19 protein-coding genes and 4 pseudogenes are annotated in these 25,121 nt (G+C 43.6%); 9 read left to right on the forward strand and 14 right to left on the reverse strand.

Annotation, left to right across the window (positions count from 1 at the left end):
- The 5 genes from B2W49_RS04200 to B2W49_RS04220 all read right to left on the reverse strand — a co-directional run.
- The coding region (locus B2W49_RS04200; protein WP_291334786.1) for a transposase at window positions 1–186 on the reverse strand (186 nt) is incomplete at its 3' end.
- Window positions 187–372: 186 nt separating this feature from the next.
- A complete protein-coding gene (gcvH, locus tag B2W49_RS04205; RefSeq protein ID WP_070155698.1) occupies window positions 373–747 on the reverse strand; it encodes a glycine cleavage system protein GcvH in 375 nt (124 codons plus the stop codon).
- A gap of 71 nt (window positions 748–818) precedes the next feature.
- On the reverse strand, window positions 819–1,847 hold the full coding sequence (locus B2W49_RS04210; protein WP_291334819.1) for a helix-turn-helix transcriptional regulator: 1,029 nt from the start codon (window positions 1,845–1,847) through the stop codon (window positions 819–821).
- A 222-nt stretch (window positions 1,848–2,069) separates the two neighbouring features.
- Window positions 2,070–3,929, reverse strand: a complete 1,860-nt coding sequence (locus B2W49_RS04215) for an ABC transporter ATP-binding protein (RefSeq protein ID WP_291334821.1) — start codon at window positions 3,927–3,929, stop codon at window positions 2,070–2,072.
- 241 nt (window positions 3,930–4,170) lie between these two features.
- A complete protein-coding gene (locus B2W49_RS04220; protein WP_002058193.1) occupies window positions 4,171–4,407 on the reverse strand; it encodes a VF530 family DNA-binding protein in 237 nt (78 codons plus the stop codon).
- Between the two features lie 415 nt (window positions 4,408–4,822).
- On the opposite strand from B2W49_RS04220, the pseudogene B2W49_RS04225 reads away from it, so the two are divergent.
- The 3 pseudogenes from B2W49_RS04225 to B2W49_RS04235 form a co-directional block, all read left to right on the forward strand.
- Window positions 4,823–5,020, forward strand: a pseudogene (locus B2W49_RS04225) (PTS sugar transporter subunit IIA); the annotation flags it as partial.
- A 41-nt stretch (window positions 5,021–5,061) separates the two neighbouring features.
- A pseudogene (locus tag B2W49_RS04230) lies at window positions 5,062–6,033 on the forward strand (IS481 family transposase).
- Window positions 6,034–6,043: 10 nt separating this feature from the next.
- Window positions 6,044–8,564, forward strand: a pseudogene (locus B2W49_RS04235) (DEAD/DEAH box helicase); the annotation flags it as partial.
- Window positions 8,565–8,905: 341 nt separating this feature from the next.
- Here B2W49_RS04235 and B2W49_RS04240 read toward each other — a convergent pair.
- From B2W49_RS04240 to urtA, 9 genes are all read right to left on the reverse strand, one after another.
- Window positions 8,906–9,202, reverse strand: coding sequence for an FmdB family zinc ribbon protein (locus B2W49_RS04240; protein ID WP_044108806.1), 297 nt, complete (start codon window positions 9,200–9,202; stop codon window positions 8,906–8,908).
- A gap of 108 nt (window positions 9,203–9,310) precedes the next feature.
- Window positions 9,311–10,489, reverse strand: coding sequence for a formamidase (gene fmdA / locus B2W49_RS04245; protein WP_291334838.1), 1,179 nt, complete (start codon window positions 10,487–10,489; stop codon window positions 9,311–9,313).
- A gap of 31 nt (window positions 10,490–10,520) precedes the next feature.
- Window positions 10,521–11,645: an AAA family ATPase gene (locus B2W49_RS04250; protein WP_291334840.1), complete on the reverse strand. Its 1,125-nt coding sequence runs from the start codon at window positions 11,643–11,645 to the stop codon at window positions 10,521–10,523.
- Window positions 11,646–11,671: 26 nt separating this feature from the next.
- On the reverse strand, window positions 11,672–12,715 hold the full coding sequence (locus B2W49_RS04255) for an aliphatic amidase (RefSeq protein WP_108619332.1): 1,044 nt from the start codon (window positions 12,713–12,715) through the stop codon (window positions 11,672–11,674).
- A gap of 229 nt (window positions 12,716–12,944) precedes the next feature.
- Window positions 12,945–13,643, reverse strand: a complete 699-nt coding sequence (gene urtE, locus B2W49_RS04260; RefSeq protein ID WP_291334845.1) for an urea ABC transporter ATP-binding subunit UrtE — start codon at window positions 13,641–13,643, stop codon at window positions 12,945–12,947.
- A 10-nt stretch (window positions 13,644–13,653) separates the two neighbouring features.
- Window positions 13,654–14,412 carry an urea ABC transporter ATP-binding protein UrtD gene (gene urtD / locus B2W49_RS04265; protein ID WP_048882155.1) on the reverse strand — a complete coding sequence of 253 codons (759 nt, stop codon included), beginning with the start codon at window positions 14,410–14,412 and terminating at the stop codon, window positions 13,654–13,656.
- Window positions 14,409–15,572, reverse strand: coding sequence for an urea ABC transporter permease subunit UrtC (gene urtC / locus B2W49_RS04270; protein WP_291334852.1), 1,164 nt, complete (start codon window positions 15,570–15,572; stop codon window positions 14,409–14,411). The genes urtD and urtC overlap by 4 nt, the downstream gene beginning before the upstream one ends.
- An 18-nt stretch (window positions 15,573–15,590) precedes the next feature.
- Window positions 15,591–16,511, reverse strand: a complete 921-nt coding sequence (gene urtB, locus B2W49_RS04275) for an urea ABC transporter permease subunit UrtB (protein WP_000365952.1) — start codon at window positions 16,509–16,511, stop codon at window positions 15,591–15,593.
- 82 nt (window positions 16,512–16,593) lie between these two features.
- Window positions 16,594–17,832 (reverse strand): urea ABC transporter substrate-binding protein, encoded by a 1,239-nt coding sequence (gene urtA, locus B2W49_RS04280; protein WP_000054105.1) that lies wholly within the window; start codon window positions 17,830–17,832, stop codon window positions 16,594–16,596.
- Between the two features lie 205 nt (window positions 17,833–18,037).
- On the opposite strand from urtA, the gene B2W49_RS04285 reads away from it, so the two are divergent.
- The 6 genes and pseudogenes from B2W49_RS04285 (at window position 18,038) to ureG (ending at window position 25,107) form a co-directional block, all read left to right on the forward strand.
- Window positions 18,038–21,493 carry a hybrid sensor histidine kinase/response regulator gene (locus tag B2W49_RS04285; RefSeq protein WP_291334861.1) on the forward strand — a complete coding sequence of 1,152 codons (3,456 nt, stop codon included), beginning with the start codon at window positions 18,038–18,040 and terminating at the stop codon, window positions 21,491–21,493.
- 13 nt (window positions 21,494–21,506) lie between these two features.
- A complete protein-coding gene (locus B2W49_RS04290; RefSeq protein WP_115736224.1) occupies window positions 21,507–22,427 on the forward strand; it encodes a response regulator transcription factor in 921 nt (306 codons plus the stop codon).
- Window positions 22,428–22,812: 385 nt separating this feature from the next.
- Window positions 22,813–23,028: pseudogene (locus B2W49_RS04295) on the forward strand (transposase); the annotation flags it as partial.
- A 312-nt stretch (window positions 23,029–23,340) separates the two neighbouring features.
- On the forward strand, window positions 23,341–23,823 hold the full coding sequence (ureE, locus tag B2W49_RS04300) for an urease accessory protein UreE (RefSeq protein ID WP_291334865.1): 483 nt from the start codon (window positions 23,341–23,343) through the stop codon (window positions 23,821–23,823).
- Complete coding sequence (locus tag B2W49_RS04305) at window positions 23,810–24,475, forward strand: urease accessory protein UreF (RefSeq protein WP_291334867.1); 666 nt, start codon at window positions 23,810–23,812, stop codon at window positions 24,473–24,475. The genes ureE and B2W49_RS04305 overlap by 14 nt, the downstream gene beginning before the upstream one ends.
- Window positions 24,476–24,492: 17 nt before the next feature.
- On the forward strand, window positions 24,493–25,107 hold the full coding sequence (gene ureG, locus B2W49_RS04310; protein ID WP_005100598.1) for an urease accessory protein UreG: 615 nt from the start codon (window positions 24,493–24,495) through the stop codon (window positions 25,105–25,107).
- Window positions 25,108–25,121: the final 14 nt, after the last annotated feature.

A 25,121-nucleotide genomic window follows, 5' to 3' on the forward strand; every position in this document is an offset into this window, starting at 1 on the left:
ATGATGGCTGAAGATCCTGATCCAAGGACTGACAAGGTTGGCATTAATACTATGTTGCAGTGCGACCGAAGCGATCGAGGTATTAGGATTTTTACAGGCATTGACAATACTGAGTTTGAATTCTTTGCTGTATGTTCTGCGTTTTTTAGCAACAGGAGGTGTTGCTGAATATATATCCATGTTCATGGATTAAGTCCCCACTTGTTTTTAGGTGGGAACTAAATTAAGGCTTATAGGATCGCTTGGTAAGGCTGTGTTAGCCGGATGCTTACAATAAAGATAATTTAATTTATTTTACAAATTAGAATACAAAAAAATCAGCCGAAGCTGATTTCTTTGAATTTGAGCGATTAAACGCTGCAAATTTTAGGCTTATAAGCCAGATTCATATTCCGCACTCGATAAAAGTTGTTCTACATCTGCCATATTGTCTGGTTTGATTTTATAAATCCAGCCTTTGCCATACGGTTCATCATTTACAAAGTCAGGGTCATCATCTAAATTACTATTCACTTCAACGACTTCACCTGAAACAGGTGCGTGAATATCTGAAGCTGTTTTAACAGACTCAACGACACCTGCTTGTTCACCGGCAATTACTTTTTGACCAACTTCAGGCGCTTCTACATAGACCAAATCGCCTAAAGCATCTTGTGCATGGTCTGAAATACCCGTGACGACCAAATCACCTTCAATACGCACCCATTCATGTGTTCTTGCATATTTTAATTCCGCTGGGTGATTCATTTGATAACTCCTTAAATTGTGTCGAATCTTTTTGCCATGTTTTATACATGCTTTTTGCCAAAAACAAAAGTTTATAAATACGGATCTTTACGCCAATTGCTCGGACTGCGTCCACTCCAGCGTTTAAAAGCACGACTAAAATTAGCCACATCGCTATAACCCAATTCATCGGCAATTTGTTCAAGCGTGTAGTCCGTACGGGAAAGCAGGGAAGTTGCATGCCGATAACGGACTTCATCAACCAAGTTTGAAAATGAAGTACCTTCTGCAGACAGGTGGCGTTTAAGGGTGCGGTCTGACATGTGTAGATGATTGGCAACATTTTCAATGCTTAAATAATGCTGTTCTGCGTGGGTTAAAATATCACGCACCCGCATAGAAATGCGACGACGTTCACCTAGAGCCGAAAGTTCAGCTTCACATCGATTAATTGCAATTTGACTGGCAATAGGATCGGCATTAATCATTTTTAAGCCTAGATATTGCTTGTCAAAACTTAAACCTAAATAAGGCTGATCAAAACGAAATTGATGATAAGGAAATTTAGTAAAATATTGATCAAAACCTGCAGGTTTAGGAAAGTCAAAGTCGACTTCGCCGGTAAAGTGTTGGGTAGCTGTCATGGCTTTACTCATGGTAATCATGCCAATCATTAAAGCAATCGCGATTTCTGTGCGTAAAGGTTCCATGTGAATGTCGCACTGCAATTGCAGATTGGCTTTTTCACCAAAAGTCGAGAAAAACAACTGTAAAAAGGGCATCCGCAGTTGAATAAAACGATTGGCTAAAATCAGTGCATCACTAATTTCATGCGCAGTCATAATTGCATAGCCAATAAAGCCATGAATTGAAATACGCATTTGCGTACCAAGATGATAACCGAGCGTCGATTCGCCTGTGAGTTTTAAAGCGTGTTTGACCAATTCATTGGCAAGAGGCGTAGCAATCCGAAATTCTGGGTCTACCAACATTTCGCTATTGAGTTGAAATGGTGCAAATAAGGTATCTGCGTTATAGCCCCAACGGGATACAACATCTAAAACCAATAAGCCATAGACCCCTGGAACACCTTGTTCCTGACGTGCTGATATTGTTTTCATGCATGTTCCATTGCATTTGCTAATTTTATTTTACCTTAGCGACTGTCATCTATTTTTAACTTAGCTTGCCAAACAACTGCATAACAATGTAGATGACATATTGCATCTTGGCATGAAAATTAAAGAAATTCTATGAAAATTGTTAGACAAAACAGGCTTTGACTACATGCGATAAATCTGCATTTCATCAAAGCCTGAGTAACAGCAAGATTGCTGGATATCTTAATGTTTGTCTGTTGATGGTTTTACAATTTTATCTTGTTCAACTAAAAAACCACCTGTTTGACGCTGCCAAAGTTGTGCATAAATTCCGTTCATAGCAACTAGTTCATCATGCGTACCTTGTTCTGCAATTCGTCCTTGATCGAGCACAATTAAACGATCCATTTGTGCAATGGTGGATAATCGATGTGCAATCGCGATTACAGTTTTACCTTGCATCAGTTCATCGAGGCTCGATTGAATTGCCGCTTCAACTTCAGAGTCAAGCGCGCTGGTGGCTTCATCTAAAATTAAAATAGGTGCATCTTTTAAGAAAACACGGGCAATGGCAATACGTTGACGTTGTCCACCTGAAAGTTTAACACCACGTTCGCCCACGTAGGCTTCATAGCCTTTTTTGCCACGTAAATCGGTCAATTCCGGAATAAATTCTTCGGCTTTGGCTTTGCGTACTGCTTCAAACATTTCTGCATCTGTGGCGTCAGGTCGCCCATATTTAATATTTTCAGCCACAGTACGATGTAATAGCGAAGTATCTTGAGTCACAAGTGCAATGTTTTTACGCAAACTGTCTTGGGTCACATCTTCAATATTTTGCCCATCAATCATAATTGAGCCATGTTTTAGCTCATAAAAGTGTAAAAGCAATTGAATTAAGGTCGATTTACCTGCACCTGAACGTCCCACAATACCAATTTTTTCGCCTGCACCAATATGCAGATTAAACTGGTCAATCACGTTTTTACTGTTATAAGCAAAACTTACATCTTTAAACTGAATTTCGCCTTGAGCAACTTGTAATGGCTTCGCATCGGCTTTGTCTTTAATCGCAATTGGACGTCCAAGTGTTTTCATACCATCTTGAATGGTGCCGACATTTTCAAACAGGGCAGAGGTCTGCCACATCATAAACTCGGCAATACTGTTCAGTTTAAGAATCATGGCTGTAGTGGCAGCAATAATCCCCAATTCTGCGCGACCATTGAGCCAGAGCCAAATTGCAGTGCCTAAAACGCCCACATACAACACCACGCTCAGTAAATTGATGCTGATTTCATATTGAGCGCCCAAACGCATTTGTTTATAAACCGTCACCATAAATTCTTGCATCGACGCTTTGGCGTATTGGCTTTCACGACCTGCATGCGCAAATAATTTTACGGTTTGAATATTGGTATAAGCATCGGTCACGCGTCCTGTCATCACTGCACGTGCATCGGCTTGTTGATTGGATACTTTGCTCAAACGTGGAATAAAATAAGCTGCGGCAAGAATAAATAAAGCCAACCATAGCAATAACGGCAAAATAAGCATTGGAGAAATTGCGCCCAATACCAGACTAATTGTAATAAAGTAAATGAATACATAGGCAAGCATATCGCCCAAAATGACCCAAAACTCACGTACGGCTAAAGCAGTTTGCATGACTTTGGCAGACAGTCGTCCTGCAAAATCATTATGGAAAAAATCCAGACTTTGTTGCAGCATTAAATTATGGAAACGCCAACGCAAACGCATTGGGAAACCACTGTATAACATTTGATGCTTCACAATCGACTGCGCACTGGCAAAAAAGATATTGGCCAATAAAATACAAAACAGCAAAGTGAGGTTCTGTTGATGTTGTGCAAGGAAAGTATCTGGCTCACTTTGACTAAGCCATGTGACTAAATCGCCAATTTTTGCATATAACAAAGCTTCAAAGCTGGCAGCGCCTGCAGTACATAAAACCAATAACAATAAATATGGCCGCACACCTGATGCTGCTTGCCAAACAAAGGCAAAAAAAGTGGTTGGCAAGGGTTCGGTCAAACCTTTATTTGGATAAGGATCTATAAGTTTCTCGAACCACTTGAGCATACAATGTTACCTTGATGACTAAACTTAAATTTAACGACAGATAAATTTTAAAACAGTAAAAACAATTACTTGAGATGAAATTAAGATCATTCCTGTGAATTTTCTTAACTAATAACGATCCAACTTGCAGCGCTAGTTTACGCGATAACACAGCAAATGTTGAACGAAGAAATATAGATGGTTAATTTGCATACAAACCCAAGTCACAGATTCACTTTTATCTATAGAGTGTTGCCTGAGGCTACGGTTTCTGTTTTGCCTTTTGGCGTAAGACGTATAAATATAAGCTTTCTACTTTTTCTCGTGCCCATGGTGTGGTACGCAAGAATCGCAATGATGATTTAACACTTGGGTCTATACAAAAACATCTAATTTCAATTTTGCGACTTAAGCCTTCAAAGCCACCGTAGTAATCCAATAATTCATCCAAAATGTCAGCAAGTTTTTTGCCGTGTAAAGGGTCATTGGAGGTATTCATAATAGATCAATCGTATTTTGGGTGGTCATTATTATAACCTAGGCTAGTTGGAAAACTAGAGAGTTGGAATGTAGTTAATGATGGACTGAATCGTACCGGGTTTGTCGGAGACAAAACTTTCTGAGATGAGAAGCATTGCTTCGCAAGACGTAGCGAAGCGTAGTGATCCGATGAAAAAAGTAAAATATACCCCCTGAAATCAGAGAAAGAGCGGTTCAATTAGAACTAAACCCAACTATCGCAACACTGAGCTCTGGAGAATCTCGTCGTTTCTTAATTGCGTCGTAATGATGATCATCAAGATAAAATCAAAAAAATACAGATTTTTGTGTAAATCCTGAGTAGAATTCGACTTACTTTTTTCTGCAGTAAAAAAGGCATGGCTTCTCACTATGCTGCTTTGCAAGGACGCTTTATGCTCGCGCTAGATATACAACATGTTCGAATGAAACAACACGCCACTGATAAAGCACAAGCGTTGCAATGTCTAGTCGATATCTTGGTCGAAGACCAGTTGGTTACCCCTGATTATATTCATGGGTTGACTGGGCGCGAACAACAAAGTGCAACGTATTTAGGGCAAGGAATTGCCATTCCGCATGGGACGCCTCAGTTGTGTGATTCATAGACATCATTTCAATATAATGGGTGTCTATGAACAGAGAAATTCAACAAAGACTCGTATGAGTTAAATTATTTGAAGAGACTAATGATGCTGGCCTAGTTTGTCGGAGATGTGGCATTTCTAGACCAACGTTACGCAAGTGGTGGAAACGATATTCTGAGCAAGGTATTGATGGATTAAGTAGCCAGAGTAGACGTCCCTTAAAATCGCCAAATACTAAAATCAATGCTGAGCTAGAAGCCTTAATATTTGAAATGCGCTCAGCTAGAAATTTTGGTGCTCGACGTTTGCAAACAGAATTGATGAGGCTGCACGGAGTCTCGTTGTCCTTAGCGACTATCCATAAAGTACTATCCACCCATCAAGTCAAACCGATTAAAAAATTCCGTCGTAAAGTAGATTTCATTCGTTATGAACGCCCATTACCAGGCGATAGAATTCAAATGGATACCTGTAAATTGGGTCCTGGGCTATATCAGTACACATCTATCGATGACTGCACACGATATCGCGTTTTAAGGATATATAAACGCCGAACAGCAGCGAATACGCTCGACTTTTTAGACTGCGTAATTGAAGAAATGCCTTTTCCCATACAGCGAATACAGACCGATCGTGGGCGGGAATTTTTTGCTGAAAAAGTACAGAAAAAATTGATGCAGCATGGAATCAAATTTAGGCCAAATAAACCAGGTTCACCTCATTTGAATGGCAAGGTAGAGCGTTCTCAAAAGACTGATAAATCTGAGTTCTACGCTACTGTCGATATTAATTCTGAAGATATCCAAGACAAGCTAGCCGAATGGCAGCATTACTATAACTGGATGAGACCACATTCAGCTTTGAAAGGTAAAACACCGATGGAAAGGTACTTTGAATTATGTGAAGAAACCCCTTTCTCTGATGAGGTCCAGAAGCAATACAACCCATCCAATGAACGGATTCAACACGCCAATTACAAGATGGATTTAGAGATCGCTAAATTGAAACGATCTCTATGAATCACACAACTTAGTTAATGATGATATTCGACTCGATTTGAAATCAAATCCACATATTCAGATTCTCGCGAGCCATCCCCCCATGTTATGTGGATATTCAACAGAACACGGTGGGCCAGTTATATGGTGAATATACGGCAAATCTTCTGTACCATTTTTTACAGATGCCTGATCTTCCATCTATGCTCTTGCCAGAGTTTGAGAAACTGACTCATCAATATTCAGATGTGAAAAATCTGCCTCAGCCCGAGTCTATTCAGCATATTGATGTCCTTGAGGGAAGTCCCCAGCCAATTTTACGCTTCGGTGTTTTAGATAAATTTGATTGGAAATGGGAAGAGTCTGTTTGTGCCGAAATTGAACTCTCCTATGTAGGCGGACGAATAAAAGCAGGTACATCAGGTGACAGTTTTATTGGTGAGCAGCATGGCAAAATGGTGCGACAGCTTCGGGACTTAGTTCAGGAACAACAGTCAATCCATCGTTTACAGCTATTGGTCGAATCACTGAAGTGGGTGAAAGATCTTAGTTATGACCAGCAATTAAAACTGGATAAACAACGTCTTGATTCTATGGTTTTTGCTTTCTATGGAGACTGGATCAAACAGCTGATGCCCATCAATCAAATTGAGTTGATGGGCTGGCAGATAGAGCATCTGGAAAACAGCCCCTTTAACCTGCAATATGTCGAAAATTTAAATATTTCTATCACTGAATCTGAAGGTCAGCAGGACTGGTTCAATATCGGGGCGACGGTTCAAGACAGTGCAGGCAATTCTTATAATTTGCTTGATGCGCTCGTAGCTTTGGTGCGAGTAAATCCTGATTTACTTGATCCGCGGACGTTTATTCATCTGCATGACAGTCAAATTTTCACCGTAAAAACTGCAGTTGATCAACCTGATTTGGCTCTATCTGCTAGGGATATTAAGCCGATATTGTTGCATCTGCAGAGCATTTTACAGCAAGAAGAGCGCAGTATTGATCGCTATGATGCGAGTCAATTATTAGAATTGCAGCATAATCTTGGGATGACATGGCAGGTCAGTGATCGCCTGCAGCAATTTGTACAGAAATTAAAATAAGGCTATCAGCAACAACTGCCGACACCACAAGGTTTTCAGGGGGAGTTGCGTCCATACCAGCAGCAGGGCTTAGGCTGGTTACAGTTTTTAAGGGAAACCCAGCATGGCGGGATTCTGGCAGATGATATGGGCTTGGGGAAAACAGCACAAACTTTAGCCCATTTACTCATGGAAAAGCAGGCTGGATATTTGCAGGACAGTCCCGCCTTAATTGTTGCACCCACATCGCTGATGCATAACTGGTTCAAAGAAGCGGAGAAATTTACCCCTGAGCTCAAGGTATTGCTGCTACAGGGGCCCGACCGCTATCAGAATTTTGAGCAGATTCCGCACTATGATATTGTGTTAACCACCTATCCGCTTCTAGCGAGAGATGAAGAACAACTAAAGCAATATGAATATCATCAACTCATTTTGGATGAGGCGCAGAATATCAAAAATCCGCGTGCCAAAGCTGCACAGGTAGTACGCCAATTAAAAGCACGACATCGTTTGTGTCTAACAGGTACCCCGATGGAAAATCATTTGGGTGAACTGTGGGCACTATTTTATTTCCTGATGCCAGGATTTTTATATTCACAAGAAATTTTTAATAAAAAGTACCGTCATCCGATTGAAAAACGCGGTGATCAGCAGTTAAGGCAAAAGCTGGTCAACCGGATTAAGCCCTTCATTTTACGTCGCTTGCAAACTGACGTAGCCAAAGAATTGCCAGAAAAAACTACGATTGAAGTCAATATTGATATGAATGACCAGCAATCCAAGTTATATGAGGCTGTTCGTGCCACAATGCAGGAAAATATTCAGAAAATTGTGGCAGAAAAAGGCTTTAAACGTAGTCAAATTCAAATTTTAGATGCCTTACTGAAGCTACGTCAGGTGTGCTGCCATCCTAGCTTACTAAAGCTGGATTCAGTGAAAACCGGGCAGGCACACTCTGCCAAACTTGAACAGTTGATAGATATGGTCGTTCCAATGGTGGAGGAGGGGCGAAAAATTCTGATCTTCTCTCAGTTTACCTCAATGTTGGAACTGATTGAGCAACAGCTCCATCACGCAGAAATTGGCTATGTGAAGCTGACTGGAAAGACCAAAAAGCGAGATGAAGTCATTACAGCATTTCAGTCTGGACAAGTGCCAGTATTTTTAATCAGTCTGAAAGCAGGAGGGGTCGGTCTGAATCTAACTGCCGCAGATACGGTCATTCACTATGATCCATGGTGGAACCCTGCTGCTGAAGATCAAGCTTCAGATCGTGCATGGCGGATTGGACAGGACAAGCCAGTATTTGTGTATAAGCTGATTACCAATAAAAGCATAGAAGAAAAAATTCTTGCCTTACAGCAAAATAAAGCAGAACTGGCACAGTCTATTCTAAGTACCGATCATGAGGGAGAAGCGAAACTGACGGAAAATGATGTGATGAAATTGTTTGAGAAATTTTAGCTTGGTTTCAGATTACCCTAATCATCTGTAAGTGTTTGAAAGTTAGATGCAATTTTTCAAAATCGCCCACCTTGGCAAGAGTCATCGACATAAAATATATTAAATTACATAATAGATATTTCAATAAACCCTATATAACAGCTACATAGGGTTTTTTATTTTGTGTGGTGTAGTTTGTGGTAGGGGGGATGAACAAATCAGCTTTATGGAGTATCAGCGGCGTATCAAGCTCAATGGGATGAGCGAAGAAGCCTTTGAGACAGCTTCAAAATGAGGCTGTCTCGTGTCTAGGATACTGGGAGCAGTCCAGTCCTGATTAGTTAAATATTTAAAATGGCGGATTAAACATCGCATAAAGAACAGTTAACGCCGCGGCAATTATGTAAAACCGAGCTGCGTGCGCTATTTTTATTGGTACCGGGTCCTTCTACCAGAGGCCCTGCAAGTTTTTCTGCGCCTGAACCCGGACGCCATTTGCTTTTCATATTGATTTTTTGATGACCGGTGATCATCGGTTTAGCTAAAGTCTGCTGTTGGCAATAATTACATTCAATCGTATCGGTTGAGATACGGGCAATTGGAACCCGTTGTTCAAAAATTCCCTCGCAATGCTCACAGCGGAAATCATATAACGGCATTTCTGTACTCCTGTCGCATGAAGGCCTCAAATTAAAAAGACGGGTAGCCGAAGGCTTTAGGTTGGATGACTACCCGTTGTGAAGCTAGAATGACAATAAATTGTAAAACTAACGTTTATGCCCCCAGAACTTATCATCGTTCAGTGCACCCTGAGGAAGGATGTTCTGCTCGAAGATTGAAGTTGGTAGAGATACGGTACACGCACAGTTTGGAATATCCACGATGCCACCGATACGGCCTTCAACTGGTGCCGCAGTCAGTAACATGTATGCTTGTGAACCGCTAAAGCCAAAGTTTTCAAGGTATTTGATCGCTTTTAAACACGCCTGACGATACGCTACAGTGGCATCCAGATAATGGTTAACGCCATCTTCAACGCTGATGCCTTCAAAGGTCAGCCACTGGTCATAAGCCGGACGGACATTACTTGGCACAAAGATTGGAGAATCAATATTATATTTCTCCATACCACCTTTGATCAGGTCGAAGCCGACACGGGTAACACCATCCATTTCGATCGCGCCACAGAAACCGATTTCACCATCTCCTTGAGAGAAGTGCAGATCGCCCATCGAGAAACCGGCACCTTTTTGATAGACAGGGAAGTAAATACGGCTACCGGCTGCCAGGTCTTTAATGTCCGTATTTCCGCCATGTTCACGTGGTGGAACAGTGCGCGCAGCTTCTGCTGCCATACGGTCGAATTCAGCACCTGTTACGCCACGCAAAACGGCAGTACGTGGATCAGGCGGATTAGCCTGACCTTTAGGAACCAGTAAAGCTTCACGGCGATTCCATTCCTTTAGCAAATCATGCGATGGCAAAGTTCCCATCAAGCCAGGGTGTTTTAAGCCGGCAATACGCACGCCAGGAATATGACGTGAAGTCGCAAATAAGCCTTTTAAGTCCCAGATAGCTTTGTCAGCTTCAGGGAAGTAGTCAGCCAGGAAGCCACCGCCATTTTCCTTGGCAAATACGCCCGAGAAACCTACATCTGAAATTGGCTGGATATCGAGCAGGTCAATTACCAGCAAGTCACCTGGTTCAGCACCTTCTACATAGAAAGGTCCGGTCAATGGATGGGCACGGGTCAGGTCGACATTTTTGACATCAGAAATGTCATCGGTATCCTTAATCTGTGCATCCAGGAAATCCAGACTTTCAATCAGGATTTCTTCACCCGGTTTTACCGAAGTCAGAAATGGCAAATCCGGATGCCAGCGGTTATGTCCAATTTCCGCCTGTTCTGCCAGCGGAATCCCCGGTTTAATTTTAATATGTTGCATGTTTTATCCCCTGTGTTGAGGTCGAATAAAGCTAGTTTTTGATGTTATTGCCCGTGTCATCCATGATGAACAGCGGATCTTCGATCACGCTTTCAACAGGAACTGACTGAACCTGGATCGTTTTGGCGTCATAATCAATGATGATTTGACCGGCTTCTGGATGCTGAATAAAAAATCTGGCGAGTTGTGGCTCAACCAAAACCCGAAAGCGGCGACTCAAGCCTCGTGCACCGAAGCGGACATCGTGTCCGGTAGACAGAAACTGGGTGGCAGCAGGTGTAAGTTCAACCGTACGGCTCTGCTTACGGAGTCGCTGATTCAGTTTCTCGATTTCCAGACTGACCAGCGTTGGCACGAAATCAGCTTCTACCACTTCATAATGCAGAATGCGTTCAATACGATTCAAAAATTCAGGATCAAATTTCTTGTACAAGGCGCGTTCGGTAATCTGGCTGTCATCCAGTTTGGCCAGTCGGGCTAGTTTCTGAATAGGCTTTGGAAGCTTGGCCAGCTGTCTTAAGCGTGCCTGAGCATCTTTGGCGCCGACGTTACTGGTCATAAAGATCATGCAGTTTTTGAAATCCAATACTTTGGTACCCGCGGTCAGCTTTAAGGTTCCGGTTTCCAGAACGTTGAGCAGACCCCGAATGACTTCGGTACTGGCTTTTTCAATTTCATCAAACAGCACAATACCTGGCTTGGAAAAACTGCCCTGAATATGGGCTTCATCAAACAGGGTATTGCCTTCTTTAGAGCCGACATAGCCTGGAGGGGCACCTGTCAGTGCTGCAGCATAATGTTCCTGTGCCAGTGTGTTCATGTCGATCCGGCAAAATGCATCGGGCTTGCCATGGATCGCCTCAGCAATCAGCCGAACCGTTTCGGTTTTCCCTACCCCTGTTGGTCCGAGCATCAAGGTGACTGCCAGTGGCCGGGTAGGAGCATTAAAATCTGCCTTGACGGTTAAGAGCATGTTTTCAATTTCATCCAGTGCGGCACGCTGCCCAATGATATGACCACGGACATGCTGCATGACTTTTTCAGGATCAAAGCTAAAGCGAGAGGTACGTGCAATACGTTCTTTGCTCTGCATCTCATAACGCTGTTTGGCCAGAGTTTCCTGATTGGCACTGATGCGGTCGCTGGCAAATGTCATATCGAATACCTCCTCTCAGACCAAACTTAAGATGCTTCTTTTTCCAAGCCTTCATGTGGCAGATTGCCGATTGGGCATTCCGCAACGCCGATGGTAGAGCGGGTAATTTTTTCCACGTTCTCTTGCGCTTTTTGAGCATCCAGAACCCAGGTCTTGTAGAAGTCGAATGGACAGTCTGCAACGCCTTTATCGCCGTCACCATTGTTATAGACACCGGTATAACCGCGGTGCAGCAATTTAAATAAATGGTTTTGTGACTGGTCGTATTTACGTGCATCACGAATTTCATGCAGTGACAATTGTGCGTATTGGATGCCATTTTCTTCCGTACCACATTCACCCAAGGTACGGCCGTCGAAGCCGACTACCGCAGAGTGACCGAAATAGGTGTAAACGCCGTCGAAACCGGTACAGTTGGCAACAGCAACGTAAACGTTATTTGCCCATGCCATGCATTTCGACATGTTGATCTGCTGATCTGCAGCCGGGTACATATAGCCTTGGCAACGCACGACCAGTTCAGCGCCTTTCATGGCACAGTCACGCCAGATTTCTGGATAGTTACCGTCATCACAGATGATCAGTGACATCTTGATGCCCTTCGGTCCTTCAGTCACATAAGTGGTATCACCTGGGCACCAGCCTTCAATCGGGCACCATGGGATAATCTTGCGGTATTTCTGAACGATTTCGCCCTTGTTATTAATCAGGATCAAAGTGTTATAAGGCACCTTGTTTGGATGTTCCTCATGTTGTTCACCGGTAATCGAGAACACGCCCCAGACGTTGGCTTCAATACAGGCTTGTGAGAAAATCGCGGTTTCATCGCCTGGAATGGTGGCAGCGGTTGCCATCATCTCGTCATGGTCGTACATAATGCCCATGGTGCTGTATTCTGGAAAAACAATCAGGTCCATACCCGGAATACCCTGTTTGATTCCTTTCAACATTTCAGCAATTTTTTTTGCGTTCTTAAGCACTTCCGCTTTAGTGTGCAAACGAGGAATTTTGTAGTTTACAACTGCCACACCTACTGTATCTGGGCTGCTTGAGATATCACCGTGACGCATTCAAATTTCTCCAACTCTTTTATCGATTCAACTTTATGATTCGAGTGTCGCGTGAAATGCGTTACAGCAAAATACGTTGAATTGCGTATATGGAGGGGGGAGACTGAAAAGAGTTTTTAAATGTGAATAATCAAATAAAATATTAAAATCAGCTGCCGATTAATTAAGTGAAATAGAAATTAAAAATCCCCCGACGAATCGGGGGAGGTGGAGAAAAATTACAGCCAGATTAAACAGACAGATATTTACTGATGGTGGTCTCATCAACATTTTCACGGATATTTTCATAAGCAAAGCGACCTTTGTCGATCACCAGGAAGCGATCGGCCATCGCCATGGTGAAACTCAGCACCTGTTCAGAGACCACAATGGTCAGGTCACGCTGGTCACGAATTTCTTTCAGAGTTCTGGCAATGTCCTTGATAATAGAGGGCTGAATCCCTTCCGTCGGTTCATCCAGCAGAAGTACTTTAGGATTAGTCGCTAAGGCACGGGCAATTGCTAATTGCTGTTGTTGCCCACCCGATAAGTTTCCACCTTTACGTTTGCGCATATCCCAAAGTACAGGAAACAGCTCATACAGGTCATCCGGTACTTTGCCGTGCGCAGAAGCCGGTAAACCGGTCTGGATATTTTCCAGTACGGACATGGTGGAGAAAATCATCCGGCCCTGCGGCACATAAGCCACACCATTTTCTACGCGCTGGTAAGGATCCAGTTTTTCCAGATTTTTGCCATCCAGCTTGATTTCACCTTTAGTATTTTTAATATCGCCGATCAGGGTTTTAAACAGGGTAGTTTTACCCATGCCGTTACGCCCCATGATCGCTACAATTTCCTTCGGCTGGATCTTCAGTTCCAGGTCATGAATCACCTGACTTTGTTTATATCCTGAACACAAAGCATTAATTTCTAATAATCCGCTCATGGTGGCCTCCTTAGTGTCCCAGATAAACTTCAATCACTTTTGGATCATTTTGCACATCGTCCATTTTGCCTGCTGCCAGAATTTTGCCCTGGTGCAGTACCGTGACTTTGTCCGCAATGGTTTTGACGAATTCCATGTCATGTTCAATCACCAGCACAGAACGTCCTTTGCTGATTTCCCGTAACAGTTGCGCCGTCTGCTCACGTTCCGAGACACTCATCCCTGCGACAGGTTCATCCAGCATGAGCAGCTCAGGGTCTTGCATCAGCAACATGCCAATTTCCAGCCACTGCTTCTGGCCATGAGAGAGCAGACCAGCGGAAGTATCCAGCAGGTCAGTCAGGAAAATCTTGCCAGCAACTTCACGAATACGCTCATCGACATCTTTGGTGCGTCTGAAGAACAGCGCACCAAAGACATTACGGCCACGCGGGAAGGACATTTCCAGGTTGTCATAGACCGACAGATTTTCATAAATATTCGGGTTCTGGAATTTACGCCCAACCCCTTTACGAACAATGTCGAACTCTTTCAGTTTAGTCAGTTCAATATCATTAAATTTGATCGTGCCTGAAGTTGCTTTGGTCTTGCCGCAGATCAGATCCAGCACTGTGGTTTTGCCGGCTCCATTGGGACCGATCACCACATGGACTTCGTTTTTATCCAGATAGAAGTTGAGATCACTGACTGCCTTGAAACCGTCGAAGGACACGGTAAGATCTTCAATGACCAGAACCGGTTTATTCATTTCTACGCCGACTTTATTCATTTCACGCCTCCTTCCACAATTGGATCGATCGTTTTATCCGGATCACTACTTGGCGGCGGCGAAGTGCTGTCGATCGGTTTCTTTTTCAGGAATAATAGACGGACATATTTCTCATACAGACCTGCTAAGCCATTCGGTAAGAACATGACCACACCGATGAATAATGCACCGAGGAAATATAACCATACTTCAGGGAAAGCTTCAGAGAAGTAAGTTTTACCCAGATTCACCAGAATGGCACCATACACTGCCCCAATCAGTGACAAACGACCACCGACTGCAGCTAAAATGACCATTTCAATCGAAGGTACGATGCCGATAATCGTTGGTGACATGAAGCCGACTTGCAGGGTAAACATCGCACCACCAATAGATGACACCACAGCTGCGAAACAGAAAATGAATACTTTGTACATGGCCACATCATAGCCAGAGAAACGTACGCGTTCTTCTTTGTCACGCATCGCAGAAAGTAGACGTCCGAGTTTAGAACTGAGGACAAAACGGCTGATCATGATCACTGCAATGAGCAGCAGGGCATTGATGTAATACAGGACATATTTGGCTTCATCAGTACGGATATCCCAGCCATGCAGGGTTTTCAGGTCTGTAATCCCGTTAATGCCGCCAGTCAAACCTTGTTGACCAATAATCAGAATGGTCAGGATCGCTACAATGGCTTGCATGATGATCGAGAAGTACACATCACCGACACGACGGGTAAACATCGCGAAACCGATGATGAAGGCAAGCAAGATTGGAATGATGATGATGGCAAATAAAGTAAACCCGAAGCTATGGAAAGGTTCCCAGAAGCCTGGCAAGCTAGTGATCTGGTTCCAGTCCATAAAGTCTGGAATTCCTGGTGTGGTTTGCGCTGCTGTAGATTGCATGTCTGAAGCTTCCAGTTTCAGGAACATGGCCATGCAGTAGCCGCCAATGCCAAAGAAAATCCCTTGACCTAAACTTAAGATACCACCGTGTCCCCAGCACAGAACCAGGCCGATTGCGACAAAAGCAAAAGTCAGATATTTACCCATCAGATTCAGACGGAAAATATCCAGGAACATTGGCATGACCAGCAGGATCAGTACGGCAAGAATCACCAAACCTATCGCACCTTCTTTACCGCCTAAAAAGGCATTCATTAGATTCTTCATAATATCTCTCCTGAATCCCTATTTACGTACTTTGATTGAGAAGAGACCCTGAGGACGCAGCATCAGGATAATAATGACTGTAGCCAGTGTCAGGACTTTAGCGACAGAACCAGAAAGGAAGAATTCCAGAATAGATTGTGCTTGCGCGATACTGAATGCAGAGGCAACAGTGCCAAGCAAGCTTGCAGCGCCGCCGAAAACCACGACTAAGAATGTATCGACGATATACAGCGAACCGGCTGTTGGACCAGTAGAACCGATGGTTGTGAAGGCTGCACCGGCAATACCCGCAAGCCCACAACCCAAGGCAAAGGTTAAGCTGTCAACACGTTTGGTATTAATCCCGACAGCACCACTCATAAAGCGGTTCTGGTTGGTTGCACGAAGCTGTAAACCCCAGCGTGAACGGTAAATCAGAAAGTAGACAAATGCAGTGACACAGAGGGTAACGCCCACCAGGAACAAACCGTTGATAGGAATATCGATGGCTTCCGTCGGTTGATAAGAACCCATTAACCAGTCAGGTAAAGTCGGGCTGACTTCCTTAGGGCCGAAAATAGAACGGAACAACTGTTGCATGATGAGGCTTAAGCCCCATGTTGCAAGAAGTGTATCGAGTGGCCGTTGATAGAGCCGGCTGATCATGAGCCGTTCCACCATGTAACCGATAATGCCTGCTGTGAGGAAGGCTGCAATGATTGCAATCAGGAAATAGTAAGGTAGGAGTTGAGGGAAAAAACTTTCAGTCAGTGTGGAAATGAAAAATGTCGTATATGCACCAATGGTCAGAAACTCACCATGTGCCATGTTAATTACGCCCATTTGCCCAAAAATAATTGCAAGGCCGAGCGCCATCAATAACAGCACACAGAATACAGAGAGACCATTAAAGCCTTGCATGGCAAATATTGCACCGAATTCTGCAAATGATAGATCCATCGCATTATCCTCCAAGCTTTAAAAAATTGTGTGGAATATAAAGATCAGGAGAATGGCTTCCCCTGATCATGTGGCTGTTAACTCAGTAACCTTTAGGGAATGGGTTTGGTTTGATTAGACCCTTAGACTCGTAAACAACTTTGAACTGGCCATTTGGTTGCACTTGACCAATACGTGATTTGCTCCATAAATGGTGGTTCGGGTCAATTTTTACGTAGCCTTCAGGCGCGTTTTTCATTTCTAGGCCTTTAGATGCTGCAGTCACTTTCGCGACATCAAAGCTACCGGCTTTTTCAACTGCTGCTTTCCATAACCATGGACCCAGGTAAGCGGCTTGTGTTACGTCACCTACCACCGCTTTAGGGCCATATTTCGCTTTAAAGGCTTTTACAAATGCAGCATTATTGGGGTTGTTCAGGCTTTGGAAATATTTCATTGAAGAGTAGAAGCCCTTCATATTTTCGCCGCCAATCCCCAGCAATTCATCTTCAGTCACTGAAAGGGTAAGCAGTGTCTGTTTGTCACCTGTTACGCCCGCAGCTTTCATTTGTTTGTAGAAAGATACGTTCGAACCGCCCACAACTGCTGCAAAGATGGCATCTGGTTTACGTAATTTGGTTTTGTTGATGAGGGAACCGAATTGAGTGTGGCCTAATGGATAGTATTCTTCGCCAACCACTTTACCTTTCAGTACTTTTTCGATGTGGGTACGGGCAATTTTCATAGTGGTACGTGGCCAGATGTAGTCAGAACCAATCAGATAGAAGGTTTTGGCTTTTTTCTCTTTTGCCAGCCAGTTCAATGCTTCAATTACCTGTTGAGTTGCTTCCTGACCGGTGTAGATCACGTTTTTAGATTGTTCTAAGCCTTCATAGAAGGTTGGGTAATAAAGTAGAGAGTTGTTGCGTTCAATAATCGGCAATACGGCTTTACGAGAGGCTGAAGTCCAGCAACCGAAAATTGCAGCAACACGGTCTTTTTCAGATAATTTACGTGCTTTTTCTGCAAAGGTTGGCCAGTCAGAAGCACCATCTTCCTGAATAATTTTGATCTGTCGACCAAGTACACCGCCCTTTTTATTGATCTGTTCAATGGCCAGACGTTCTGCCTGGATTGAACCGGTTTCAGAAATTGCCATGGTACCGGTTGCCGAATGCAGCTGACCCACATATACAAACTTGTCATCGACTTTAAGTTTCGTGGTATTGACCTTTGCCGTTGCAGGTACGCTGGCATTGGTCAGTGCGGGTGCCAGCAAGAATGGAACAGCAAGTAAACCTGCCAGTAATCCAGATGTCTTTACTTTTGATTTTAAGCTCATGTCGGGTTCCCCTATAGAATTAGATGTGCTGATGCGCTTAATCATAGGTTTGCGCTTGGTATGCAACTAAGCCTAAGGGGAGTTAAAAATTGAGTATATACGTCACTTTACGTATATAACCTTCAGTCGGATTATTTTTAGATACTGATAGGCTGGGCATAGTTATTGCATTGTAATAGCAGATATTTAGCTTTATTTGATCTGTATGGACCCAACAGCGAATACCAGTCAGGCACCGCAGCGCGTCATTCATACCCGACGTAAATACAATACCTGGGTGGTCGATGAAAGTATTGAGGATTACGCCCTGCGCTATGCGCCTAAATCCGTCCGGAAATGGTCGCTATGGACAGTGACCAATACGGCACTTGCGGCTGTCAGTTTCCTGGCAATGGAGACACTTGGAGCAACCATGCTCTGGCAATACGGTTTCAGTAATGCTTTCTGGGCACTGGTGGTTGTGGCGATTATCATTTTCCTGACCAGCTGGCCGATTGGTTATTATGCTGCCCGTTATAATGTCGATATTGATTTACTGACCCGTGGTGCCGGATTTGGTTATATTGGCTCCTCCATTACCTCGGTCATCTATGCCAGTTTCACCTTTATCTTTCTCGCCTTTGAAGCTGCCATCATGGCGCTGGCATTGGAGCTAGGTCTAGGCATACCCCTGAGTATTGGCTACCTGATTTCAGCACTGGTGATTTTACCATTGGTGGTCAAAGGCATTGGTTTCATCAATAAGGTGCAGGCCATCACTCAACCAATTTGGTTATTTCTGCTTCTATTACCATGGTGCTTTGTTTTGGTGAAGCAACCTGATTTGATCAGCAATCTTGCACTCATTGAGGGCGCAAAAAGTCAGAGCGCTGCCTTTAATCTGTCTTTTTTTGGTGCATCCTGCACGGTGCTCTTTGCCTTGATCACCCAGATCGGAGAACAGGCGGATTATCTGCGGTTTTTACCCGATAAAAAACATATTCAGCGTAAATGGAATTGGGCAGTCTTTTTAGGTGGACCAGCTTGGATTCTGGGCGGATTTATCAAGATATTCATGGGTATGCTACTTATGGCGCTGGCAATGCAGTATCTGGTTGCCGATTCTGAACTGAGTAACCCCAATTATCTGTACTGGATTGCCTATCAACAGGTGGTCAATCATCCCGGCATCGCTTTATTTCTGACTGTTCTATTTGTCTGCGTCGCTCAGATCAAGATTAATGTTACCAATGCCTATGCAGGGTCATTGGCTTGGTCGAACTTTTTTGCGCGTCTGACGCATAGCCATCCAGGGCGCGTAGTCTGGCTGGTATTCAATATCTTTATCGCTTTGCTGTTGATGGAACTTGGGGTAATCCATGCGGTGGAGCGTGTGCTTGGCTTATACAGTAATGTGGCCCTTGCTTGGATCGGTGCCATTGTTGCGGATCTGGTGATCTGTAAACCACTGGGACTGAGTCCAAAAGGAATTGAATTTCGACGGGCCTATTTATATGACATTAATCCGGTTGGAGTCGGTAGCCTGATCATTGCATCGGTCTTATCCATGCTGTGTTACTGGGGAGTTTTTGGAGAGATTGCCCGGTCCTTGGCCGGCTTTATCGCACTCGGTACGGCGGTGTTATGTGTACCGCTAATTGCCTGGTTTACCAAAGGTAAATACTACTTGGCACGTCAAGAAAAGCCTGAGCTGAAGTTGGTCGAAACCCAAACCTGTGTAGTCTGTGAGCATGATTATGAAACTGCAGACATGGCCAGTTGTCCAGCCTATAGCAGTCAGATCTGTTCGCTGTGCTGCACGCTTGAAGCACGTTGTCATGATCTGTGTAAGCCGCATGCACGCTGGTCTTCACAGCTAAGAGTTTTTGCAGCCTGGTTCCTGCCGAAATACTGGGTACAACATATTAATACCCGTTTAAGTCTGTATATCCTGCTGATTTTTGTCTTGGGCGTGGTGCTGGCGGTCAGTCTTAGCCTGATTTATTTACAGGAGTCTGCCAGCCTGGGTGCTTTGTCACAGCAGCAGGATGCGCTGACAATGCTGTTCGTCAAAATCTATGCCGTACTGTTCCTGCTACTGTGTGTAGCCGCCTGGTGGTTAGTGCTGAATGATGAAAGTCGACGTCAGGCACAGCTGGAAAGTAATACCCAGACTCAACTGCTGATGGATGAGATTGAAGCGCATAAAGTTACCGATCGCCAGTTGCAGGATGCCCGCATTCATGCTGAAAAGGCCAATGAAGCCAAAAGCCGCTATGTGATTGGCATCAGTCATGAATTACGAACACCGTTGAACAGTATTCTCGGTTATAGCCAGCTACTGCAGAAACAGGAAAAACTGTCTGAACAGGGCGAATCTGCCCTGGGCGTGATTAGCCGGAGCGGTCAGCATCTGACTTCTCTAATTGATGGTCTGCTGGATTTGGCACGGATTGAAACTGGTAAGATTTCTTTGGAAAATTCCAATATCGACCTGCCAAAATTTCTTAAACAGATCGTGCATATATTCGAGCCACAGTTTGCCCAAAAGCAGCTGAAGTTTGATGTGGAGATCAGTAGCAAGATTCCACAGTATGTCCGTATTGATAAAAAACGTCTGGAACAGATACTGATTAATCTGTTGGGTAATGCTTTGAAATTTACCTTGGAGGGGGGAGTCAAATTTAAGGTCGATTACCGTTTTCAGACCGCTTATTTTGAAATTCAGGATACTGGTTGTGGGATTGCTGAGTCGGATGTTGAGCGGATCTTCCAGCCTTTTGAACGTGGTCGTAATGTGGTACAGGGCAGTTTTGCCGGCACGGGTTTAGGGCTGCCGATCGTGAAGCTTCTGGTTGATATTCTTGGTGGCGAGCTGACCTTGAGCAGCCAGTTAAAACAGGGTTCAGTATTTAAAATAAAACTGTATTTGCCTTCTAAATCCCTGATCCATCCGATCGCTGACGTTGCCTCTAATACTGTAACCGGTTATACCGGAGAACGCCGTAAAATACTGGTGGTTGATAATGAAGCGACCGACCGTGGCCTGGTTCTGAATTTTCTTAAACCCTTAGGTTTTATTTTAGAAGAGGCAGAATCAGGTTTAGCCTGTTTGCGTCAGGTTCCAGAATTTAATCCTGATCTGATTTTGATGGATTTGAGCATGCCTTTACTGGGCGGCTGGGAAACGGCGAAATTGCTGCGCCAGAATAAAATCACCAATGTACCGATTATTATTATTTCCGCAGATGCCAATGAGCGGATGATCAATCCGGAAACCGATGTTCTCAACGAAGACTTTTTAGTAAAGCCGGTCGATCTCAATTTATTATTGAACAAAATTGGTGATAAATTGGGCTTAAGCTGGCTGCATCAGCATGAGCAAAATCCAGAACAAGAACAAGCTGCTGATCAGGAAGCCCAGATCCCCACGGTGGTGGTTGAAAGCAAAAATGAAGTGCACCCATCCATTCCATTGTTGAACGTGGCAGAGGCGGTCCTTCAGCTGGAACAGCATTTAAGTATTGGTTTTATCCGGGGGGCAAAAGATGTACTGCATGAATGTGGCCAGCACTTTGAACAATATAACGATATATGGCATCAGATTGAGCAGGATTTAAAACAATTTGATTTTAAAAGAGCAATTCAGCGACTTCATGAGCATGCAGATGTGCTGAAGTAGGGGTAAGGTGGACATGTTGGAAAGTATTTTGATTGTGGATGATATACCTGAAAATCTAAGTCTATTGCATGAGAGCCTGGATCAGGCTGGCTATCAGGTACTTGTGGCGACCAATGGATTTGATGCAATTGAGATTGCGCATCGCATTCAACCCGACATGATCCTGCTCGATGGCAGTATGCCGGAAATGGATGGCTTCGAAACCTGCACTCAGCTTAAAGCCAGTCCAGTGACTGAACATATTCCAGTAATCTTTATGACCGGGCTGACAGAAACCGAACATATCCTCAAAGGCTTTCAGGTCGGTGGGGTAGACTATGTCACAAAGCCTTTAAATATTGATGAAGTTCGGGCACGAGTAAAAACCCATTTGTTACAGGCTCGTTTAATGCATCAGCAGCGACAAATGCTGGATGCTACAGGTAGTGCGATTTTATCGCTGAATCTGGAAGGTGAAATTATCTGGCAGACCCCAATCGTCAGTGAATTACTGAAAAATCATCAGGTAGATGTACAGCATTTTCAGTCCAGTTTGAATAAGTGGCTACAGGACTTGCTCAAGCAGCCAGATCAAGCACATTTACTGCATGGTCAGTATGGTCATGGACATCAGGAGTTACAGCTTAACCTGCTTACCAAACTGTATGCAGGGCATATCTCTAAACATGTCTTGGTACAGTTGAAAGAGCAGACCCAAATGCCGAGCGCAGAGGAAATCGCGCAGGCCTGTCCAAACCTGACGCCGCGTGAAGCAGAAGTGATGCATTGGGTCACGATGGGGAAGACCAACCGGGATATTGCCGAGATCTTACAGCTCAGCCCACGTACAGTGAACAAACATCTTGAGCATGTCTTTGAGAAGCTCTATGTGGAAACGCGGACAGCTGCGGTACTGCATGTCATGTCAGCCTATCAAAATCAGGCAGTGGCTTAGTTTTCCCTTAGTAGAGGAATCCTAGGAGGATCTGCGACCTCTCCCCAACCCTCTCTGACTTGGAAGTGTCTGGTCTATGATGCACATCCACATCATGGACTGGATATGAATCGAGATGCTGACCATTATGTCTGACAAGGAAATACAACGTCTTGCAGTTCACTTAAGGCTTCCATTTTTGTGGATTAAGTTGAAGAGCTTGTGGTCAGCCAATACATGCTAGATGTAAGCAAAACTTAAATGCAGCAAGAGCATTACGATCTTTTACTGAGTAGATTGTAGACGAGGAAATTCCTGATAATTTGAAAAGTTGAGGCTGTTGTTTAGCATCGGCTTTGTTGCAAAAACCTATGTGTGAAGGCTTTTTCAGTAATATAATTTTGAAATAAAGAAGACTACACATAAAATCTATCGCACAACCAATTGGCCCGCATATAACCGAGCACTCATGAGTCGCGGAAATATTGCCATTTGGTTTGATCCTACTACGCAATGGTATGCTCCATAAAAAGGTAAACAAGGGCGAAATCAAACCTACTCCGACGCAGCCATCCAATGCTGCTTAATGATTAAATCCTTATTCCATCTGTCTTTATCAATGAGATTCATGCACGTGTAGTAGTCCTCAACAGATTTACGGAATTCGGTCGACCACTTACCGAAGTTACGCCTTAAGTTTGTCTCAATTAGGGGCGCTTTGCATTTCAAATCTTTGTGCAACAAAGCCATTTTTATTTAAAATTAAATAATTAGGTTTTAATTTTACCCTAAATATTTTGATTTCCATTAGAAAATAAATATTGGCTCAAAAATTGCTTATATGTTTATTGCGGTGCAATTTTGCATGCATGAATAAATTTTGAATCAATTTGGGTCAAAAGTAATACCAGATAAAGTAAAGCATGGAGAAGAAATGGAAATTTATACTCAACGATTAGAAGCAGTTACAGAAAACTGTGACTTTGATGTCATTGAGCTAACTTTCGACACGCGCCAAAAGAGCCGTTTTCGTGCAACTTTAAAAAATGGGGTGGATATTGGTGCAGATTTGCCGCGCACAGGCATTTTACGCAGTGGATCATATATTTCGACGGAAAATGGAAACATTCTCAAAGTTGAAGCGAAACCAGAAAAACTGATGAAAGTTTCGGCTCAGCAAGAATTTGATTTATTAAAAGCTGCATATCATTTAGGAAATCGTCACGTTCCCTTAATGTTGACGCCAACAGCATTATATTTTGAACCAGATCATGTACTTGCTGAAATGGTGCTGGGTTTGGGATTAAACGTTGCAGAGGTGGATCATCCTTTTGAGCCTGAAAGCGGCGCCTATGCACAACATCAACATGACCATCGCTTAAGCCCAATCAAGACTTTACATCATGTCCATCACTAATCCATCACAACTACTCAGCCTGTTGACCTTGTCATCAACAGCGTTACCGATAGGTGCATATTGCTATTCGCAAGGCGTTGAAAGTGCAATTGATCGAGGGCTGATTCATGATGAAGCCTCCAGCATTGCTTACTTTGAAGAAGTGCTGGAAATGCTGTTGGTTCGTTTTGAGTTGCCTGTGCTGAAACGTTTAATGCAATACAGTGATGACGAAGAAAATTTTACTTACTGGGCAAACTTTTATCGTGCCAGTCGAGAGAGTAAGGAGTTACTGGCGGAATCGAAACAGTTGGCATTTTCTTTAAATGCATGGATTAGAGATGTATTAAAGCAACCCGTCAAAGTGAAAAAACAGTTGGGCTTTGTTCCTGTGTATGGCAGCCTGTGTGGCGCCTTGGGGCTAAATCAAACAGAAGTACTCACGGCTTATACCTTTACCGTTTTAGAAAATCAGGTCTTGGCGGCAGTCAAAACCGTACCGCTTGGGCAAATGAGTGGTCAGCGTATTTTGTGGTATTTACATGCGCTTATTCCCGCAGCAATTGCGCGTGCCTTGGAGCTGCAAGACACTGAAATCAGTAGTGCCTTACCACAATATGCCATGCTGAGTATGCACCACGAGACCCAATATTCAAGACTATTCAGATCATAATTTTAAGAGGAAAAAACATGTCACAACGTAGCCCATTACGTGTAGGAATTGGTGGACCAGTCGGGTCAGGTAAAACAGCGCTGACTTTGAATTTATGTCAGGCCTTGCGTGAAAAATATAATATGGCGGTCGTCACCAATGACATTTATACCAAAGAAGATTCAAACTTTTTAACCCGCAATGAAGCCATGTCTCCAGAGCGTATTGTGGGTGTCGAAACTGGCGGTTGCCCGCATACCGCTATACGTGAAGATGCCTCTATTAACCTCGCAGCAATTGATGATTTATGTGAAAAGTTTGATGGACTTGAGCTGATTATTATTGAAAGTGGTGGGGATAATTTGGCGGCAACGTTTAGTCCTGAGCTTTCAGATTTAACCCTATATGTGATTGATGTAGCGGGAGGAGAAAAGATTCCACGTAAAGGTGGTCCAGGCATTACCAAATCAGATTTGTTGATTATCAATAAAACCGACTTGGCACCGATGGTCGGCGCAAATTTAAGTGTGATGGATCAAGATGCTAAACGTATGCGTGGTGATAAGCCGTTCTTGTTTAGCAATATGAAAACCAAAGAAGGTCTGGAAATTATTATTTCGTTCATTGAAAAACAAGGTCTATTCAAAGCGTAATTCGGGGAAACACA

It is taken from the genome of Acinetobacter sp. UBA801, from assembly GCA_002296655.1.
Taxonomy (GTDB): domain Bacteria; phylum Pseudomonadota; class Gammaproteobacteria; order Pseudomonadales; family Moraxellaceae; genus Acinetobacter.